This window comes from Pseudomonas sp. BF-B-26, assembly GCF_019956495.1.
Lineage (GTDB): Bacteria > Pseudomonadota > Gammaproteobacteria > Pseudomonadales > Pseudomonadaceae > Aquipseudomonas.
This window is the reverse complement of the sequence record NZ_JAHBDP010000069.1, coordinates 245,906-265,175: the sequence shown is the minus strand read 5'-3', so window position 1 is coordinate 265,175 and position 19,270 is coordinate 245,906. Positions and strand designations below refer to the sequence as shown.

Genomic DNA, 19,270 nt, shown 5'->3' with positions numbered 1-19,270 from the left:
TCTCGCGGAGTAACTTGTGATGCTGATAATCTTGTTGACTATCAGTCTGACTCCACAAGCACCCACACGAATTGCTTGATTCAGTTGTTAAAGAGCGGTTGGTTAAGATCTTTCGTCTCAACCGAGGCGCGCATTCTACAGCAGCCTCTGTTACTGTCAAGCGGTTATTTTTCGAAGTTTTCAAAGTTTCCTTTGCAACTTCAACCACTTGCGCTTGCGATCTCTCGTTAGCGGGAGGCGAATTCTACAGCGTTACTCGCTGCTGTCAACACCTCTTTTACACCGCTTTCGACCGAGAAGATCGAATCGTCAATTAGGCAAAAACAGACTGCCTGATCAACTCCTTCTGGGCTTCGATGACCTGAAGCAACTCGCTGTCGAAAACTGCGTAACTCATTGTTTACCAAGGAGTTTTCCGTTTCGACTGCGCCGGAAGTGGGGCGAATTATAGACTTCCAGAATCTGCCGTCAACCGTTAATTAAGCATTTCTATCAAACACTTGCAGAACGCCGGAAAACAGCCCGTTTCTTCTCTATATAGGAGAGTAAAACCACTCCACCTATATAGAAGAAAACCTCAGAGCACCCCGGCCTCTTTGAATGCAGCCACAACGCCGGCATCCAGACCCAACACCCGCTGCAAAACCTCCAGCGTATGCTCCCCTAATAGAGGAGGTGCGTTGCGATACTCCACAGGCGTTTCGGACAGGCGAATCGGACTAGCCACTTGCGGCACCATCCCGGCCAGCGCATGGGGCAGCTCGATCGCCAACCCGCGCGCCTTAACCTGAGGATCCGCAAACATCTGAGCCAGATCATTGATCGGCCCGCACGGCACACCTGCTTGCTCCAACTGCAGCACCCACTCAGCAGTCGTCTTGAACACAGTCGCCTGGCGAATAAGCGGAATCAACACCGCACGATTCGCCACCCGCAACTTGTTGGTCGCAAAGCGTGGATCATCTGCCCACTGCGGCTGACCAGCCACTTCAGCAAACTTGCGAAACTGCCCGTCATTGCCCACGGTGAGGATGAAGTCTCCATCCGCCGTAGGAAAGTCCTGATAAGGCACGATATTCGGATGAGCATTACCCAGGCGCTTCGGAGCATTGCCCGTCGTCAGGTAATTCATTGCCTGGTTAGCCAGACATGCCACCTGAACATCCAGTAGCGCCATATCAATATGCTGACCGCCACCGTCATGATCCCGATGCGCAAGCGCTGCAAGGATCGCCACAGTCGAATAGAGGCCGGTCAAAATGTCCGCCAGCGCCACGCCGACCTTTACCGGCCCGGCACCTTCATCCCCTTCGGGTCGCCCCGTCAGACTCATTAGGCCGCCCAATCCCTGGATCATGAAGTCATAACCCGCGCGCTTGGCGTAAGGGCCTGTCTGGCCAAACCCGGTAATCGAGCAATAGATCAGATTCGGATTGATCGCCTTCAGAGACTCATAGTCCAAACCATATGCCGCCAGCCCACCGACCTTGAAGTTCTCGATCAGGATGTCCGACTTCACCGCCAGATCGCGCACCAGCTTCTGCCCTTCAGGCCGGGTGAAGTCGATGGTGACCGATTGCTTGTTGCGATTGGCCGACAAGTAATAGGCGGCCTCGCTAGTGTTCTCGCCATAAGCGTCTTTAAGGAAGGGAGGCCCCCAGGCGCGCGTGTCATCGCCATTACCCGGGCGCTCGACCTTGATCACTTCGGCGCCAAGGTCAGCAAGGATCTGTCCGGCCCAAGGCCCGGCCAGAACCCGCGATAAATCCAGTACCCGTAGATGCGAAAGCGCGCCCATGGCCGTTCTCCTATTAATAGAACGCCTGGATGCCAGTCTGCGCACGACCAAGGATCAGCGCATGGACGTCGTGTGTACCTTCATAGGTATTCACCACTTCCAGGTTGACCAAGTGGCGAGCAACACCGAACTCATCGGAAATACCGTTACCACCCAGCATGTCGCGCGCCATGCGAGCAATGTCCAGGGACTTGCCGCAAGAGTTGCGCTTCATCATCGAAGTGATCTCGACCGCCGCAGTACCCTCGTCCTTCATACGACCCAGACGCAGGCAGCCTTGCAGCGCCATGGTGATCTCGGTCTGCATGTCGGCCAGCTTCTTCTGGATCAGCTGAGTGGCGGCCAATGGGCGACCGAACTGCTTGCGATCCAGAGTGTACTGGCGAGCGGTATGCCAGCAGAACTCGGCAGCACCCAGCGCACCCCAGGAGATGCCATAGCGTGCGGAGTTAAGGCAGGTGAACGGACCTTTCAGACCGCGCACATCCGGGAAAATGTTTTCTTCAGGGACAAACACGTTATCCATGACGATCTCGCCGGTGATGGATGCACGCAAGCCGACCTTGCCGTGAATCGCCGGGGCGCTCAGGCCTTTCCAGCCCTTTTCCAGAACGAAGCCACGGATGTCACCAGCATCGTCCTTGCCCCATACGACGAACACATCGGCGATCGGGCTGTTGGTGATCCACATCTTGCTGCCGGTCAGGCTGTAGCCGCCGTCCACTTTGCGTGCACGAGTAATCATCGCGCCTGGGTCGGAGCCGTGGTCAGGTTCGGTCAGACCAAAGCAACCGATCCATTCACCCGAGGCCAGTTTCGGCAGGTACTTTTGCTTCTGGGCTTCGGTACCGAATTCATTGATCGGCACCATGACCAGCGAGGACTGCACGCTCATCATCGAGCGGTAGCCGGAGTCGACGCGTTCGACTTCACGGGCGATCAGGCCGTAGCTGACGTAATTCAAGCCACTGCCACCATACTGCTCAGGGATAGTCGCGCCCAACAGACCCACTTCACCCATCTCGCGGAAGATTGCCGGGTCGGTCTTTTCATGGCGGAAAGCTTCGAGAACACGCGGCGCGAGCTTCTGCTGAGCGAATTGCTCAGCGGTGTCGCGAATCATGCGTTCTTCTTCGGTGAGCTGTTGATCCAGCAGCAGGGGATCGATCCAGTTGAAGCTAGCTTTACCGCCCATGAGTGTGTCCTCTCGAATCGGGTCAAATAACGTGGGCTGATCCTAGGCCGGGTTCGGTGTTACGGCAAACGAGGATTTTGCATACTGTTGTGCTAATTTCTCACTCCGAAACATCGCAAAATAGCTTTTATGCGATGTATTAGTGAGGTTGACGTACATGCGCAGGAAAATCCCCAGCACAACGGCCCTGATCAGCTTTGAAGCGGCCGCTCGCCACGAAAGTTTTACCAAGGCCGCTCAGGAGCTTTCGCTCACTCAAGGCGCCATTTGCCGACAGATCGCCAGCCTTGAGGAGTTCCTCAGCGTAGAACTGTTCCGACGCTCGCGACGTGGGGTCAAGCTGACGGAGGCCGGTCTTTCCTACAGCCGCCGGGTGGCCACCCAACTCGATGCCGTTGAACGGGACACCTTGTCAGTGATGGGCCAGCAAGGTGCCAACGTGATTGAGTTGGCAGTGGTTCCAACCTTCGGCACTCAATGGCTGCTGCCAAGACTCAAGGATTTCCAGCAAAAACACCCGGAAGTGACGGTCAACCTCACCAACCGAACCCGCCCCTTCCTGTTTGCCGATACCGACTTCGACGCCGCGATCTATTTTGGCGACGCGGACTGGTCGGGTACCGAATCCCACAGGCTGATGGGCGAAAATCCGATGCCGGTGTGCAGCCCCAATCTCATGGGGAAAAAGGCAACCCTGTCTCCCGGCGACATCGCCGAATTGCCCCTGCTGCAGCAGACCACCCGCCCTTATGCCTGGCGCCAGTGGTTCAACTCTCAAAACCTAAATATCCCGAGAGACATGACAGGGCCGCGCTACGAGCTATTCTCCATGCTTGCTCAAGCCGCCATGCACGACATGGGGATAGCGCTGATTCCGCCGTTCCTGATTCAACGCGAATTGGCCGAGAAGCGCCTGGTCATTGCCAACACCCAGGCGCTATCAAGTATCAAGGCGTATTACTTGATGATTCCCGAGAGAAAGGTCGAATCAGCCTCTTTAAGGGCATTTCGCGATTGGTTGGTCAATCAGGCACAGAGCTACAGCCTAGAAGGATAAAGGCTTCTCGCAATAATCTGACTGCGTAGTCAACAAAACCAAAACACTACAGATATAAGTATTTGTCGCATATTTGATAACTGTACCGACAAGCAGTACAAACGTCCCACAAGCGCCTGAAAACGTGGCCTTGAGCCTCTATTGCGGAGCAATAACGACTCATTCACCTGACCGATACGTAAATTCTCCAATTTTTATAAAAATCCTTACAAGGCACGGCCTGCAAGGGATTGAACCGGTTAGTTGCGACATTCGGTCACGGGGTGACTTGTAGTTAATTTTCCGTCACCCCTCATAAACCCTTGAAGGGCACTAAGTTCGCCTGCAAAATGCCGCGCCCCGCCCTGATTTGGCGGGATCGTGCTGATCGGCCGCCCCAGCCGCACCATCCGAAGTGCCTGGGTTTACTCAATAAGATCACGCAGGAGATTTGACGTGCACATTGGTGTTCCTCTCGAAACCCAGACGGGTGAAACACGGGTTGCTGCAACCCCGGAAACCATCAAGAAGCTGATCGCCCAGGGTCATAAGGTCACTGTGCAAAGCGGCGCCGGCATTAACGCCAGCGTTGTCGACAGTGCCTATGAAGCGGCAGGCGCAATTATTGGCAGCGCCAACGATGCGTTTGGTGCCGAGCTGATTCTCAAGGTGGTAGCCCCTAGCGACAGCGAGCTGACGCTCATAAAGAGCGGCACCGTTGTGGTGGGCATGCTCAACCCGTTCAGCAATGAAACCATTGCCAAGCTGGCTGAGTGCGGCATTACCGCGTTTGCGCTGGAAGCCGCGCCGCGTACCTCCCGCGCTCAGAGCCTGGATGTGCTGTCCTCCCAAGCCAACATCGCCGGCTATAAAGCCGTGTTGCTGGCCGCTCACCACTATCCTCGCTTCATGCCGATGCTGATGACCGCTGCGGGTACCGTGAAAGCGGCGCGCGTGCTGATTCTCGGGGCTGGCGTGGCCGGTTTGCAGGCGATCGCTACGGCGAAACGTCTGGGTGCAGTGATCGAAGCGTCTGACGTACGTCCTGCGGTAAAAGAGCAGATCGAATCCCTCGGCGCCAAGTTCGTCGACGTGCCTTACGAGACCGATGAAGAGCGCGAATGCGCCGTTGGTGTCGGCGGTTACGCACGACCAATGCCCGCCAGCTGGATGCAACGTCAGGCCCTGGCCGTGCACGAGCGCGCCAAACAGGCTGACATTGTCATTACCACAGCACTGATCCCGGGCCGCAAGGCACCGACGCTGCTCAGCGCGGAAACCGTGGCGCAGATGAAGCCGGGCTCGGTGGTCATCGACCTCGCGGCAGCCCAGGGCGGCAACTGCCCGCTGACCGTGCCTGACCAGGTTGTGGTCGAGAATGGCGTGATCATTTGCGGCCCGACCAACCTGGCCGGCGCAGTCGCGGCAGACGCTTCGGCACTGTACGCACGCAACCTGCTGGACTTCCTGAAGCTGGTCTTCAACAAAGAAGGCCAGTTCGAGATCAACCTCGAAGACGACATCGTCGCCGCGTGCCTGATGTGCCGCGACGGCCAAGTCATCCGCAAAAACGCCTAAGCAGGGATTCAGACGATGGAAGAGCTTATCTCCCCCGGTATCTACAACCTGATCATCTTCGTGCTGGCGATTTATGTCGGTTATCACGTGGTCTGGAACGTTACGCCCGCACTGCACACGCCTTTGATGGCGGTAACCAACGCAATCTCGGCGATCGTGATCGTCGGCGCCATGCTGGCCGCGGCTTTGACCGTAACGCCACTGGGCAAGACCATGGGCACCCTGGCGGTAGCCCTGGCAGCGGTGAACGTATTTGGCGGCTTCCTGGTTACCCGCAGGATGCTTGAGATGTTCAAGAAAAAAGCCCCGAAAGCAGTAAAAGAAGAGGCGCCTAAGTAATGAGCATGAATCTCGTAACGACGCTCTACTTGATCGCGTCGATCTGCTTCATCCAGGCCCTGAAAGGCCTGTCGCACCCGACCACCTCGCGGCGCGGCAATGTGTACGGCATGCTCGGCATGGCTTTGGCGATTCTCACCACAGTGGGCCTCGTCTATAAGCTGGGCGCCGAGTTGGCCACTGCCGGCATCGGCTACGTCATCGTAGGCCTGTTGGTCGGCGGTACCGCCGGGTCGATCATGGCCAAGCGCGTTGAAATGACCAAAATGCCGGAACTGGTCGCCTTCATGCACAGCATGATCGGTATGGCCGCGGTGTTCATTGCCATTGCAGCGGTTGTTGAGCCGCAATCGCTGGGCATCGTCAAGCAACTGGGCGATGCGATTCCTGCCGGTAACCGTCTGGAGTTGTTCCTCGGTGCGGCCATCGGTGCAATCACCTTCTCCGGTTCGGTGATCGCCTTCGGCAAGCTGTCGGGCAAGTACAAGTTCCGCCTGTTCCAGGGCGCCCCCGTACAGTTCGGCGGTCAGCACAAGCTGAACCTGCTGCTGGGCCTGGCGACACTGGGCCTCGGCGTGACTTTCATGCTGACCGGTAACCTGAACGCCTTCGCGCTGATGCTGGCCTTGGCCTTCGTGCTGGGCGTGCTGATCATCATCCCGATCGGCGGCGCGGATATGCCGGTGGTTGTGTCGATGCTCAACAGTTACTCCGGCTGGGCAGCAGCAGGCATCGGCTTCTCGCTGAACAACTCGATGCTGATCATCGCCGGCTCGCTGGTAGGTTCGTCCGGTGCGATTCTCTCGTACATCATGTGCAAAGCGATGAACCGCTCGTTCTTCAACGTGCTGCTCGGTGGTTTCGGCAACACCGCGGACGCCGCCGGCCCTGCTGGCTCGAAAGAAGCCCGCCCGGTGAAATCCGGTTCGGCTGACGATGCAACCTTCCTGTTGACCAACGCCGACACCGTGATCATCGTTCCGGGCTACGGCCTGGCGGTAGCACGGGCGCAGCACGCGCTGAAAGAGCTGACCGAGAAGCTGACCCATCGCGGCGTGACCGTGAAGTATGCGATCCACCCGGTCGCCGGTCGTATGCCTGGCCACATGAACGTATTGCTGGCCGAGGCCGAAGTGCCTTACGACCAGGTGTTCGAAATGGAAGACATCAACTCCGAGTTTGGCCAGGCCGACGTGGTGCTGGTACTGGGCGCCAACGACGTGGTCAACCCGGCTGCCAAGAACGATCCGAAATCGCCAATTGCCGGTATGCCGATTCTCGAAGCGTTCAAGGCCAAGACCATCATCGTCAACAAGCGCTCGATGGCCAGCGGCTATGCCGGTCTGGACAACGAACTGTTCTACCTCGACAAAACCATGATGGTCTTCGGCGACGCCAAGAAAGTCATCGAAGACATGGTCAAAGCTGTCGAGTAAAACCTGCTCCAGCGCAATACCCAAAACCTCAGCCTTTAGTAGGCTGGGGTTTTTTATTGCCCGCTAGAAACCGACCAAAGGCTCTAAATCAGGGCTCTGCATTCGACCATGGTAGCGGGAGGATTTTTTTTGAAATCACTAGACTGCACTCCTTGCTTTCGTTGCCCGAGATAACAATCCATGTACCGTGACCGTATTCGCTTGCCTTCGTTGTTGGATAAAGTGATGAGCGCTGCTGACGCCGCCGCTCTGATTGAGGACGGCATGACCGTCGGCATGAGTGGTTTCACTCGCGCCGGCGAAGCCAAAGCCGTGCCCCATGCATTGGCCGAGCGCGCCAAAATCACCCCGCTGAAAATCACCCTGATGACCGGCGCGAGCCTGGGCAACGACCTTGATAAACAGCTCACCGAAGCTGGCGTATTGTCACGACGCATGCCCTTCCAGGTCGACAGCACCCTGCGCAAGGCTATTAATGCCGGCGAAGTGATGTTCATTGACCAGCATCTGTCGGAAACCGTGGAGTCGCTGCGCAATCAGCAACTCAAGCTGCCGGACATCGCGGTGATTGAAGCCGTGGCGATCACCGAGCAGGGCCATATCGTGCCGACCACGTCGGTGGGTAACTCGGCCAGCTTCGCGATTTTCGCCAAGCAGGTGATCGTCGAGATCAACCTGGCGCACAACCCGAATCTCGAAGGTCTGCACGACATCTATATCCCGACCTATCGGCCGACCCGCACACCGATTCCGCTGGTAAAGGTCGACGATCGCATTGGCAGCACTGCCATACCGATTCCGCCGGAAAAGATCGTCGCTATCGTGATCACCAATCAGTCTGACTCGCCGTCCACCGTGCTGCCGCCGGACGTTGATACCCAGGCCATTGCCGACCACCTGATCGACTTCTTCAAGCAGGAAGTGGCTGCGGGGCGCATGACCAACAAGCTCGGCCCGCTGCAGGCCGGGATCGGCAACATCGCCAACTCGGTGATGTGCGGTCTGATCGACTCGCCGTTCGAAGACCTGACGATGTACTCCGAAGTGCTTCAGGACTCGACCTTCGACCTGATCGACGCCGGCAAGCTGAGCTTTGCTTCCGGCAGTTCAATCACCTTGTCGAGCCGTCGCAATACCGATGTTTTCGGCAACCTTGAGCGCTACAAGGACAAACTGGTCCTGCGCCCACAAGAAATTTCCAACCACCCGGAAGTGGTGCGCCGGCTCGGCATCATCGGCATCAACACGGCGCTTGAGTTCGACTTGTACGGCAACGTCAACTCCACCCACATCTGCGGCACACGGATGATGAACGGCATCGGCGGCTCGGGCGACTTTGCGCGCAACGCGCATTTGGCGATCTTCGTGACCAAGTCGATCGCCAAGGGCGGTGCGATTTCCAGTGTGGTGCCGATGGTCAGCCACGTTGATCACACTGAGCATGACGTCGACATCCTTGTCACCGAGATCGGTCTGGCGGACTTGCGGGGCCTGGCGCCGCGAGAGCGTGCTCGGGTCATCATCGATAACTGCGTGCACCCGGACTATCGCCAAGCCCTGGATGACTACTTCACAGCCGCCTGTGCTCTCGGCGGTCACACGCCGCATATCCTGCGCGATGCCCTGAGCTGGCACATCAACCTGGAAGAAACCGGGCGAATGCTCGCGGTGTAATTGGTACAGATGGCAGCTGACGCAAACACAGTTTCGTCAGCTTGCTGTTGCCAGATCAAATCCCGAATAAAACTGTACTGCTGTACCGGTCTTTTCCTACCGTAATTGCCTACCTTTCCGAGTCAATCAAGCAAAAACGCACGATATTAGTGCAGAGAAGTACAGTTGCCTCAATTTAGACCAGTACACCACCCATTAACAGTTAACTGGTACCTCACAATACAGGTGAACTGTATCTAGAGAGACTGGCCAAACGAGAGGATCATTGGCATCAGTTAAACCACTACCTAATCCCGCCATAAGCGGAAGGATGTCAACCATGGAACGTACACTCAGTTCCGAGCTGTTTTTCGAAGACAACGCTGTAAAAACCCAGGCTTCCACGCCTTTTCGCGTTCTCGCCAACCTGATGCTGTGGCAGCGCCGCATCTCCAGCCGCCATCAACTGGCTCGTCTGGATTCGCGTCTGCTGGCTGACGCAGGGATTAGCGAAGCACAACGCTACGAAGAGCTGAGCAAGCCGTTCTGGCGCTAAGTTAGCGTCGCTGGCTCTGACCCACCGGGTCCACCGCCAGCACTCCAAATTGAAAAAACAAAGCCCGTCGTGGGAAACCACGACGGGCTTTGTCGTTTTGGACCCTCAACATGGGTCATACAGTAGAGACTCCGCGCAACAGGTACAGTTTTAATATTTACAAAACTGAGCCAGTACAATTTCAATGCAGTGTGTCTGTTGCGGCAGAGCGGACGGGATCACCATGAAATCCCGAACTGCCAGCAAAAGGACCGCGCCATGAATCATTTACTGGATGTTTCCGTTTCCACGCCTCAATCAACACCTCGTTTCCTTTGGTTTCGTAGATGGCTGAGGGGTGTTGCCAACAACCTGGAAAGGGCCCGAACCCGGCGTTTACTGGGCCAACTTGATGACCGGCAACTCTCGGACCTGAACATCAGCCACGCGGATCGCCTCAACGAATTGGACAAACCATTCTGGCGTTAACTTCCTGCTTGAACAGACGGGACTGTGCGAACCGATACTCATAGGCCTAATATCCAGATGAAACGTGGCGAACGCTGCATGATAGGCGTCTGACTCAACAGACACTGCGCCACCTCTCAATCGGTTTCCAAAGGAGTTTCACCATGTCCCGTCTTCGTCTGCTCAGCGCTGCAGCCCTGCTTGCCGTGGCCGCCAATTCCCACGCCACCAGCTTTATCGTAACCACCGATACCGTCGTCAACGCGCTCAAGGCCACGTCCGATGCGACCTCCGATGTCACTTCGTCCTTTCGTGATGACAAAATCGTACGCGCCGCCCGTGACGACGCCGCCAGCTTTGTGGCCAGTGAAGGCGCGATTCGCGGCGTGAAACTGGAAAGCGCACTCGACCATATTCGTCACCAGGCACCTCAGCTGAACGCGACTGACGCACAACTGGCGCAAGCCATACTGACTATCTAAGCGTCATCACTGACGTGGGACACGCCCGTCGTGTCCCAATGTTTCGGCGCTGGCTCTAGACCGGGCGTTGCGCTAGCCTTGCGACTTGCCTTCAGCTATCGAGTCTCATGCGTTTTCTTTCAAGTCTGCTGATCTCTCCGCTTTTCGTGGCAGCCTGCTGGGTGGGCTCGGTCCATGCCTATGACGCCTTCAATCTGTCTACACAAGGCATCGTGGCTACCGGCTACGCCACAAGCATGGTGACCTCCGCCCCCTTCGACCGTAAGCTGCTAGTCGCGGCACATGATGACGCTGCGGCGTTCATCGCCAGTGACGGCCAACTGCGAGGAGCACAATTGGAGTCCGCCCTGAATTATCTGCGCCGCACCCAGCCAAAACTTCATGCAAGCGACCTTGAACTGGCGCAGGCAATTCTCGTCCAATAGTTATCCTTGTTCTTGCGGAGTCGTTCCATGCGTAGCCCACTGATTGCTGCCACCCTAGGCCTGTTGTTGCTGGCCGATGTGGCCCAGGCGCAAACCCTGGTAGCCACCAGTAACATTCTCATCAACGCCACCCGGCGCACCCTTGATTTCACTTCCGATACCACGACGTCCATTCGTGACTCGAAGATCGTCCGTGAAGCTCATGACGATGCAGCCAGTTTCGTCGCCAGCGATGGCGATATTCGTGGCGCGCACCTGGAAGCGGCCTTCAACACGTTGCGCACCCGCGTACCGGAAGCCCGCGACGCCAGTGATCAGGTTCTCGCCGAAGCCATCCTCGCACTGTGAGGTCGCCAGGCGCCTGGCTGTTGGCCGGGGTCATGTTGCTGCTCGGCAACACGGCCCAGGCTGACTTGCAATTAAGGCTTAAAACCGAAGGCCTCAGCCCCGCTCAACAGCAGGCCAGTCAGGCGCTGCTCGATGAAGCCATGCAGGCGCTGCCACCGCGGTTCATCGAGCAACTCGACCGACGCATCGACGTCGGCTGGACCGATGACATGCCGAGCAATGCTTACGGCCAGGCGTCGCTGGTGTCCGAGCTCGACCTGAACCGCAACCTGCTTGCCAGCCTCACTGACGGCAGCGCCGCGACCAAAAAGACTTATCGTCCCCATGGCACCGTGCGCCGCGAAATGCTTGCCACGGTGTTGCACGAACTCACCCACATTTATGACCGCTCGCGCCTCTGGCCAGACGCGGAGCGCAGGCTGATTCAACGCTGCACCCGGCGCAACAGCAGCTCGGGGCTGGTTGGTATCCCGGATCAATGCCGCGGCCAGTCCGACCGACGCTTTACGCTCAGCGACGACCCGCACCTGCTCGACCTCGCCGGCTGGCCACAGTATGTCGGCCGTCGTGGCGAACGCGAACAGTACAACCGGCAAATTGCCCGCAGCCCGGATATCTACGAGACGAGCAGCCCCAAAGAATTCGTCGCGGTCAACATGGAATATTTCCTTCTCGACCCCTCCTATGCCTGTCGCCGTCCTGCGTTGTACCGCTACTACAAAGAACATTTCGGCTGGGCGCCCGCCGCTAAAGACACCTGCGGCAAAACCTTCTCCTTCCTCAATGCTGGCAATGATTTCGCCAAAACACCACTGGGCCAGGTCGATCCGGAACGGGTCTACGCCGTCGACTATCTGCTGGCAGAAGCCAACCAGAACTGGGTCAGCCGCTGGGGTCACAGCATGTTGCGGTTGGTGATCTGCGCACCCGGCCGCCCCCGCGGGCCGGATTGTCGACTGGATCTGGATCAGCACCTGGTGTTGTCCTACCGTGCCTTCGTCGGTGACGTGCAGCTGTCGAGCTGGGACGGATTGGTGGGCAAATATCCATCACGCCTGTTTGTCCTGCCGCTGGCCCAGGTGATCGACGAATACACCAAGACCGAACTGCGCAGCCTGGCCTCGGTGCCGCTGAACCTGTCGCGCAGCGAGATCGAAGACGTGGTGGAACACGCCGCCGAAATGCACTGGAGTTACGACGGCAACTACTTCTTCCTGTCCAATAACTGCGCTGTAGAGGGCCTGAAGTTACTGCGTAGCAGCACCAACAATACAAAACTGGTCGGGTTGGACAGCATCATGCCCAACGGTTTGCTGGAAGTGCTCAAGGGCCGCGGACTGGCGGACACCAGCGTGCTGGATGATCCCCGCGAAGCGCTGCGCCTGGGCTATCGATTCGACTCCTTCCGCGATCGTTATCAAGCGATGTTCGAAGTGCTGAAGAAGCACTTGCCGATCAAGCAGGAAAAGGTCGAAGACTGGCTCGCATTGAAAGCTGAAGAGCGTCGGCAATGGATCGACCAAGCCGATTTGCGCACCAGCGCGGCCTTGCTGTTATTGGAGCAGGCAGCCTTCCGCCAACAATTGGTGCTGGCCCAGGACGAAGTAAAGCAGCGCTATCTGGGCGCCCGGGAATTGAAGAACGGCAGCATGGACAAGGCCAACGCAACTTTGCAGCAAATTCTTGCCAACAGCGGCTTCCTTAGCCGTCCGGCGGAGCTGCTCGGCACCGGTGGTTATGGATTGCCGCAGCCGAGTGAGTGGCAGCGCCTGGAATCGGAAAGCAGCCTGCGGCAGAAACAGCTTCAGGCACTGACAGGCGATCTGGACAAAGAGGTGAGAGCGCTGCTCGAACCGAGTCGTGCGGCGGAGATAGCCGCCAATGAAGCCAACGTGAAACAGGTGGGCGAGCATCTGAGAAAGCTGCACAAAGCGTCGGGTGGATTGGAGCTGCCCTGATAGAAACTCCGCAGGACTTGTAGCAGCTGGCGCAGCCAGCAAAAAGGGCTTCAGAACGCAGTCCTGAAGCCCTCGGTCTTGCTGTTTAGTCTGTACCGCGAGGCTCTAATTCCTCTGTATCAGGAACTTTACCTTCAGCTGACGCGGGCTTTACGCACGCCGTCTGCCAGCGCCGAGCAAAGACTCAACACGCCATCAACTGCCTGATCCGGCGTCGACGCATTGGCGATGTGATCGATCAACGCCGACCCCACCACCACGCCATCAGCCAGACGCGCGATGGACGCCGCTTGCTCCGGTGTACGAATGCCGAAACCGATGCTGATCGGCAAATCGGTGTGGCGGCGCAGACGCGCAACCGCTTCTTCAACGTGTTCCAGCGTCGCCGCGCCCGCACCGGTCACACCGGCGACAGACACGTAATAGACGAAGCCCGAGCTGCCGTTCAGGACGGTCGGCAGGCGCACATCATCGGTCGTCGGGGTGGTCAGACGGATGAAGTCCAGACCGGCAGCCTGGGCCGGGTCGCACAGTTCGCCATTATGCTCGGGTGGCAGGTCGACCACGATCAAGCCGTCAACGCCGGCTTCTTTGGCATCGACAATGAAACGCGGCACGCCATACATGTGAATCGGGTTGAAGTAACCCATCAGCACCAGCGGCGTCTCGGTATTGCCTTCACGGAACTCGCGAACCATTTGCAGGGTTTTCGCCAGGTTCTGCTTGGCGCCGAGGGCGCGGATGTTGGCCAACTGGATTGCCGGGCCATCGGCCATTGGATCGGTGAAGGGCATGCCCAACTCGATCACGTCGGCACCCGCGCCGGGCAAGCCTTTGAGGATCGCCAGCGAGGTGTCATAGCTCGGATCGCCAGCGGTCACGAAGGTCACCAGGGCGGCACGATTCTGTTCCTTGAGTTCGGCAAAACGCGTTTGCAGGCGGCTCATCAGTGTTTCTCCTGCTTCGATTGCTCTTGTTGAGAGTGTTCCATGTGGTGCATCACGGTTTGCATGTCTTTGTCACCACGACCGGACAGGTTGACCACCATCAGGTGATCTTTTGGCAGAGTCGGTGCGCGCTTGAACACTTCGGCCAGGGCATGAGCGCTTTCCAGTGCAGGAATAATCCCTTCCAGGCGGCAGCATTTGTGGAATGCGTCGAGGGCTTCGTCGTCGGTTACCGAGGTGTATTGAACGCGACCGATGTCATGCAACCAGGCATGTTCCGGGCCGATGCCTGGATAGTCGAGGCCGGCAGAGATCGAGTGAGCGTCGATGATCTGGCCATCGTCGTCCTGCAGCAGGAAGGTACGGTTGCCGTGCAGTACGCCCGGTACGCCGCCGTTCAGGCTGGCTGCGTGTTTACCGGTTTCGATGCCGTAACCTGCCGCTTCAACGCCGATAATCTCGACACTCTTGTCGTCGAGGAACGGGTGAAACAGGCCCATGGCGTTGGAACCACCACCGATGCACGCCACCAGGCTGTCCGGCAGACGGCCTTCCTGGTCTTGCAATTGAGTACGGGTTTCTTTGCCGATAACGGACTGGAAGTCGCGAACCATCGCCGGATAAGGGTGCGGGCCGGCCACAGTGCCGATCAGGTAGAAGGTGCTGTCAACGTTGGTCACCCAGTCACGCAGGGCTTCGTTCATCGCGTCTTTCAGGGTGCCGGTACCGGCCACGACCGGGATCACTTCGGCGCCCAGCAGCTTCATGCGAAATACGTTGGCCTGCTGACGTTCGATGTCAGTGGTGCCCATGTAGATCACGCAATCAAGGCCGAAACGTGCAGCCACGGTGGCGGTCGCCACGCCGTGCATGCCAGCGCCGGTCTCGGCGATGATGCGTTTCTTGCCCATGCGTCGCGCCAGCAGGATCTGGCCGATGCAGTTATTGATCTTGTGCGCGCCGGTGTGGTTCAGCTCTTCGCGCTTGAGGTAAATCTTCGCGCCGCCGCAGAACTCTGTCAGACGTTCGGCAAAATACAGTGGGCTTGGACGACCTACGTAGTCGCGCTGGAAGTAGGCCAATTCTTCTTTGAATGCAGGATCATCCTTGGCCAATTCGTATTCACGGGCCAGATCGAGGATCAACGGCATCAGGGTTTCGGCGACGTAACGGCCGCCGAACGCGCCAAACAGGCCGTTGGCGTCGGGGCCGTTGCGCAGATTAGTCTGGGTCATGGGTCGCTCCAGTTGAATGCGTGGAATGAGGCTTTTGAAGAGAGAGTGGGCTAACTCTACCCCTGACGCCGCAGCCTGAAAACCGATAAGATCGCCACAACCTGTCAGGAAAACTCACAGATCTCATGAGCCATGACCTTCCCCCGTTGAACGCCCTTCGGGCCTTCGAAGCGACTGCCCGCCTGAACAGCGTCAGCAAGGCCGCCGAACTGCTGCACGTCACCCATGGTGCGGTCAGCCGGCAACTCAAGGTGCTTGAAGAACACTTGGGCGTAAGCCTGTTCATCAAGGACGGACGCGGCCTTAAACTCACAGATGCCGGCATTCGTTTGCGCGATGCCAGCGGGGAGGCGTTCGAGCGTTTACGGACTGTTTGTGCAGAACTGACCCAAAGCACCGCCGATGCACCGTTCGTACTGGGTTGCTCAGGCAGCTTGTTGGCACGCTGGTTTATTCCCAGGTTGGGACGGTTGAATACCGACCTGCCGGACCTGCGCCTGCACCTGTCGGCTGGCGAGGGTGATCTCGATCCACGTCGCCCGGGACTGGACGCCTTGCTGGTGTTTGCCGAGCCACCGTGGCCAGCGGACATGCAAGTCTATGAGTTGGCGAGCGAACGGATCGGCCCGGTCATGAGCCCACGATTCGCCGGCTACGAACGTCTGCAAAACGCACCACCCGCAGCGCTGCTGAGCGAGTCATTGCTGCACACCACCTCACGCCCTCAGGCCTGGCCAAGCTGGGCACAGCAAAGCAACCTCGACACCAAAGCATTGAAGTACGGACAGGGTTTCGAGCATTTGTATTATTTGCTGGAGGCCGCAGTGGCCGGCCTGGGTGTAGCGATTGCGCCCGAGCCGCTGGTGGCCGAGGACTTGAAGGCTGGTCGCCTGGTTGCGCCTTGGGGCTTCAGTGAAACCCCGGCGCAACTGGCGTTGTGGCTACCCAAGCGCGCCGCGGACGGGCGCGCTCGGCAACTGGCGCAGTGGCTCAAAAACGAGCTGCGCCAGACGGATTAGTCACCGCGTTTGAACAGCAGATAAGCCGCGAGCAGACCCAATGCACCGACAGCCACACCCGCTGTCGTCCAAGGGTGTTCCTGGGCGTAGTCCCGGGTGGCAATCCCGGTTTCACGGGTTTTGACTTTGACTTCTTCGTACGCATCGCTGAGCAGATGGCGCGAATGCTTCAGCGCGTTCTCGGCGTTGCTTTTCAAGGCTTTAAGGGTTTTACGCGACTCGTCCGAGGCGTCGTCCTTCAGGTTTTCCAAAGACTTCAGCAGACTCTCGATTTCGGCTTCCATGCTTTGCAATGAGGCTTTACGTAAAGAGGTGTTGGCCATGGTGGCTCTCCTGCATTGATTGAGTTGCGTGTGTTGGTTGGGACTTCAGGGGTTCGAGAAAGTGCAGTAAATCTGAACGTCCACTTCGGATTGGTGACAGAAGTAATACGAAAAATCACTGCTAGGCTGTATTTCACACCCTGAGGAGAACGCCATGACTGACCATCACACCTACAAGAAAGTCGAACTCGTCGGTTCGTCCACCAGCAGCATTGAAGACGCCATCAACAATGCACTGGCCGAGGCCAGCAAAAGCCTCAAATATATGGAATGGTTTGAAGTGACCGAAACCCGCGGGCACATCAAGGACGGTAAGGCAGCGCACTTTCAGGTGACGCTCAAAGTCGGGTTCCGGATTGCCAGTAGCTGAGTTTGGGCTAATCTTCTGAGCCTGCGCGCTGGCCGAGCGCCATAGGGAATGGCAAAGCGCTACATATTTACATCCGGCTGATTGCTGGGTGCCCCCTATTGATCCGACCAGGGAATGCGACCCGATGAAGCATTTTATGTTAGCGGTAGGTTTGTTGATTTTTGCGGGAACAGCCCTGGCTCAGGGCAAGTCGTGCGAAGAGTTGAAAGCCGAAATCACAGCGAAACTTGATGCCAAGGGCATTGCTAATTATTCACTGGAAATCGTTGATAAAGGCACTGCTGCCGGTGGGAAAGTCGTCGGCACCTGTGAAAAAGGCTCCAAGCAAATCGTCTACAAGAAGGGCTGACCTCCCTCGAAAATGAAAAAACCGACGCAATGACGTCGGCTTTTTTGGGTTCGCGGTTTGAGCGTCAGCCCTTCATGACCTGGGCCAGCAGCTCATAGGAGTGCACGCGATCGGTATGTTCGTACAGGTCGCAGGTAAAAATCAGCTCGTCTGCCTGGGTCTGCTCGATCAGCACTTCCAGTTTGGCGCGGATTTTCTGCGCACTGCCAACCATCGCCAGGCCAAGGAAATCGCCGACGGCTTCTTTTTCATGAGGCAGCCACAGGCCGTCCATGGTTTTTACCGGCGGACGTTGCACCAGGCTCTGGCCACGCATCAACGCCAGGATGCGCTGATAGACCGAGGTCGCCAGATAATCGGCCTGCTCGTCGGTGTCTGCAGCCACCAACGGCACACCGAGCATCACGTAGGGCTTATCCAATACCGCTGAAGGCTTGAAGTGATTGCGGTAGACGCGAATGGCCTCATGCATGAAGCGCGGTGCGAAATGTGAAGCGAAGGCGTAGGGCAATCCCCGTTCACCAGCCAGTTGTGCACTGAACAAGCTGGAGCCCAGCAGCCAGACCGGGACATTGGTGCCGGTGCCTGGCATTGCGATGATCCGTTGGTCCGGGGTGCGCGGGCCGAGGTAGCGCATCAGTTCCGCCACGTCTTCCGGGAAATCGTCGGCGCTGCCGGAGCGTTCACGACGCAAGGCGCGGGCGGTCATCTGATCGGAACCGGGGGCACGGCCCAGGCCCAGGTCGATCCGGCCCGGGTACAGACTTTCGAGCGTGCCGAACTGCTCGGCGATCACCAGCGGCGCGTGGTTTGGCAGCATCACTCCGCCCGAGCCAACACGAATAGTCGAGGTGCCGCCCGCCAGGTAGCCAAGCAGTACCGAAGTCGCCGAACTGGCAATGCCGTCCATATTGTGGTGTTCGGCAACCCAGAAACGGTTGTATCCAAATTTTTCGACATGCTGCGCCAGGTCCAGGGAATTGCGCAGCGACTGGGCCGCGCTGCCGTTCTCCCGCACGGGCACCAGATCGAGGGTCGAGAACTTGATATCGGACAGTCGTTTCATAAGCCTGCTTCTCCAATTGAGGGCGCAGGTTTTTCTTACAAACGAAAACCTGCCGAATCTATAAGCGTGATTCATGCAATGAGGGCATATACCCGAGTTTCAATAGCAGGGGCAAAATTCCTACCTGATTTGAAGAAAGATCAGATGAGGTGAACTTTGCGGCGCGGTCTATCCTCAGAACCCTAGCAACCGAAAACCACAAAGGCGCGACGCTTCGCGCCGGATCTTGAGGAGGCATTCATGGCTATCACAAAGAAAGCATCGGCTCATTGGGAAGGTGATCTGAAAACCGGCATCGGCTCGATTTCCACGGAAACCGGTGTCCTCAGAGAAGCGCCTTACGGCTTCAAGGCCCGCTTCGAGGGCGGCAAGGGCACCAATCCGGAAGAGTTGATCGGCGCAGCGCACGCGGGCTGCTTCTCCATGGCGTTTTCGATGATTCTCGGCGATGCCGGCCTCAAGGCTGACAGCATCGATACCCATGCCGAAGTCACCCTGGACCAGGTGGACGGCGGATTCGCGATCACAGCAGTGAAACTGATCCTCAAAGCGAAGATTCCTGGGGCGACTCAGGCTCAATTTGAGGAACTGAGCAATAAAGCCAAAGAAGGCTGCCCGGTTTCCAAAGTGCTGAATGCGAAAATCAGTCTGGATGCAACATTGGTCAGCTGATAGCGGGTTATCGCAATCCCCGATAAAAGATCGCAGCC

21 protein-coding genes are annotated in these 19,270 nt (G+C 57.6%); 15 read left to right on the top strand and 6 right to left on the bottom strand.

What is annotated here, in order from left to right; all coding sequences use genetic code 11:
* Window positions 1–577: 577 nt before the first annotated feature.
* A complete protein-coding gene (locus KGB03_RS13700) occupies window positions 578–1,798 on the bottom strand; it encodes a CaiB/BaiF CoA transferase family protein (RefSeq protein ID WP_223527263.1) in 1,221 nt (406 codons plus the stop codon).
* A gap of 13 nt (window positions 1,799–1,811) precedes the next feature.
* Window positions 1,812–2,993 carry an acyl-CoA dehydrogenase gene (locus tag KGB03_RS13695; protein WP_218538512.1) on the bottom strand — a complete coding sequence of 394 codons (1,182 nt, stop codon included), beginning with the start codon at window positions 2,991–2,993 and terminating at the stop codon, window positions 1,812–1,814.
* Window positions 2,994–3,150: 157 nt separating this feature from the next.
* On the opposite strand from KGB03_RS13695, the gene KGB03_RS13690 reads away from it, so the two are divergent.
* The 11 genes from KGB03_RS13690 to KGB03_RS13640 all read left to right on the top strand — a co-directional run bounded on the left by KGB03_RS13690 (window position 3,151) and on the right by KGB03_RS13640 (window position 13,251).
* Window positions 3,151–4,050, top strand: coding sequence for a LysR family transcriptional regulator (locus KGB03_RS13690; RefSeq protein ID WP_218538511.1), 900 nt, complete (start codon window positions 3,151–3,153; stop codon window positions 4,048–4,050).
* A gap of 435 nt (window positions 4,051–4,485) precedes the next feature.
* Window positions 4,486–5,607, top strand: coding sequence for a Re/Si-specific NAD(P)(+) transhydrogenase subunit alpha (locus tag KGB03_RS13685; protein WP_223527262.1), 1,122 nt, complete (start codon window positions 4,486–4,488; stop codon window positions 5,605–5,607).
* 15 nt (window positions 5,608–5,622) lie between these two features.
* Complete coding sequence (locus tag KGB03_RS13680; protein ID WP_003187010.1) at window positions 5,623–5,946, top strand: NAD(P) transhydrogenase subunit alpha; 324 nt, start codon at window positions 5,623–5,625, stop codon at window positions 5,944–5,946.
* Entirely contained in the window at window positions 5,946–7,382 is a 1,437-nt protein-coding gene (locus KGB03_RS13675; protein ID WP_074872384.1) for an NAD(P)(+) transhydrogenase (Re/Si-specific) subunit beta, read from the top strand. The genes KGB03_RS13680 and KGB03_RS13675 overlap by 1 nt, the downstream gene beginning before the upstream one ends.
* A 180-nt stretch (window positions 7,383–7,562) precedes the next feature.
* Window positions 7,563–9,056, top strand: a complete 1,494-nt coding sequence (locus KGB03_RS13670; protein WP_074872382.1) for an acetyl-CoA hydrolase/transferase family protein — start codon at window positions 7,563–7,565, stop codon at window positions 9,054–9,056.
* 319 nt (window positions 9,057–9,375) lie between these two features.
* Complete coding sequence (locus tag KGB03_RS13665) at window positions 9,376–9,591, top strand: DUF1127 domain-containing protein (RefSeq protein WP_111448093.1); 216 nt, start codon at window positions 9,376–9,378, stop codon at window positions 9,589–9,591.
* 258 nt (window positions 9,592–9,849) lie between these two features.
* Window positions 9,850–10,059 carry a DUF1127 domain-containing protein gene (locus KGB03_RS13660; protein ID WP_218538509.1) on the top strand — a complete coding sequence of 70 codons (210 nt, stop codon included), beginning with the start codon at window positions 9,850–9,852 and terminating at the stop codon, window positions 10,057–10,059.
* A 143-nt stretch (window positions 10,060–10,202) separates the two neighbouring features.
* Window positions 10,203–10,520 (top strand): DUF2388 domain-containing protein, encoded by a 318-nt coding sequence (locus KGB03_RS13655; protein WP_129439586.1) that lies wholly within the window; start codon window positions 10,203–10,205, stop codon window positions 10,518–10,520.
* A gap of 107 nt (window positions 10,521–10,627) precedes the next feature.
* Window positions 10,628–10,945: a DUF2388 domain-containing protein gene (locus tag KGB03_RS13650; RefSeq protein ID WP_111448096.1), complete on the top strand. Its 318-nt coding sequence runs from the start codon at window positions 10,628–10,630 to the stop codon at window positions 10,943–10,945.
* Between the two features lie 27 nt (window positions 10,946–10,972).
* Entirely contained in the window at window positions 10,973–11,293 is a 321-nt protein-coding gene (locus KGB03_RS13645) for a DUF2388 domain-containing protein (protein ID WP_008154459.1), read from the top strand.
* Window positions 11,290–13,251 carry a DUF4105 domain-containing protein gene (locus tag KGB03_RS13640; RefSeq protein WP_192408644.1) on the top strand — a complete coding sequence of 654 codons (1,962 nt, stop codon included), beginning with the start codon at window positions 11,290–11,292 and terminating at the stop codon, window positions 13,249–13,251. The genes KGB03_RS13645 and KGB03_RS13640 overlap by 4 nt, the downstream gene beginning before the upstream one ends.
* A gap of 134 nt (window positions 13,252–13,385) precedes the next feature.
* Here KGB03_RS13640 and trpA read toward each other — a convergent pair whose 3' ends face one another.
* The gene (gene trpA, locus KGB03_RS13635) at window positions 13,386–14,198 is read right to left on the bottom strand and encodes a tryptophan synthase subunit alpha (protein WP_223527261.1); all 813 of its coding nucleotides are present in this window, start codon (window positions 14,196–14,198) and stop codon (window positions 13,386–13,388) included.
* A complete protein-coding gene (gene trpB, locus KGB03_RS13630; RefSeq protein WP_111448099.1) occupies window positions 14,198–15,433 on the bottom strand; it encodes a tryptophan synthase subunit beta in 1,236 nt (411 codons plus the stop codon). Before trpB ends, trpA begins: the two co-directional genes overlap by 1 nt.
* Window positions 15,434–15,558: 125 nt before the next feature.
* On the opposite strand from trpB, the gene KGB03_RS13625 reads away from it, so the two are divergent.
* Entirely contained in the window at window positions 15,559–16,452 is an 894-nt protein-coding gene (locus KGB03_RS13625) for a LysR family transcriptional regulator (RefSeq protein ID WP_111448100.1), read from the top strand.
* Here KGB03_RS13625 and KGB03_RS13620 read toward each other — a convergent pair.
* Entirely contained in the window at window positions 16,449–16,775 is a 327-nt protein-coding gene (locus KGB03_RS13620) for a YqjD family protein (RefSeq protein WP_008152522.1), read from the bottom strand. The two genes, KGB03_RS13625 and KGB03_RS13620, sit on opposite strands and share 4 nt — an antisense overlap.
* Before the next feature lie 154 nt (window positions 16,776–16,929).
* Between KGB03_RS13620 and KGB03_RS13615 the strand changes: the two genes are divergently transcribed.
* Window positions 16,930–17,145, top strand: a complete 216-nt coding sequence (locus tag KGB03_RS13615) for a dodecin (protein WP_008027736.1) — start codon at window positions 16,930–16,932, stop codon at window positions 17,143–17,145.
* Between the two features lie 124 nt (window positions 17,146–17,269).
* Window positions 17,270–17,494 (top strand): DUF1161 domain-containing protein, encoded by a 225-nt coding sequence (locus KGB03_RS13610; protein WP_218538507.1) that lies wholly within the window; start codon window positions 17,270–17,272, stop codon window positions 17,492–17,494.
* 64 nt (window positions 17,495–17,558) lie between these two features.
* On the opposite strand, the gene KGB03_RS13605 is transcribed toward KGB03_RS13610, so the two are convergent.
* Complete coding sequence (locus KGB03_RS13605) at window positions 17,559–18,560, bottom strand: LLM class flavin-dependent oxidoreductase (protein WP_111448102.1); 1,002 nt, start codon at window positions 18,558–18,560, stop codon at window positions 17,559–17,561.
* Between the two features lie 240 nt (window positions 18,561–18,800).
* Here KGB03_RS13605 and KGB03_RS13600 point away from each other — a divergent pair, with 240 nt between their 5' ends.
* Window positions 18,801–19,232, top strand: a complete 432-nt coding sequence (locus KGB03_RS13600) for an OsmC family protein (RefSeq protein WP_218538506.1) — start codon at window positions 18,801–18,803, stop codon at window positions 19,230–19,232.
* The last annotated feature ends 38 nt before the right edge of the window (window positions 19,233–19,270 follow it).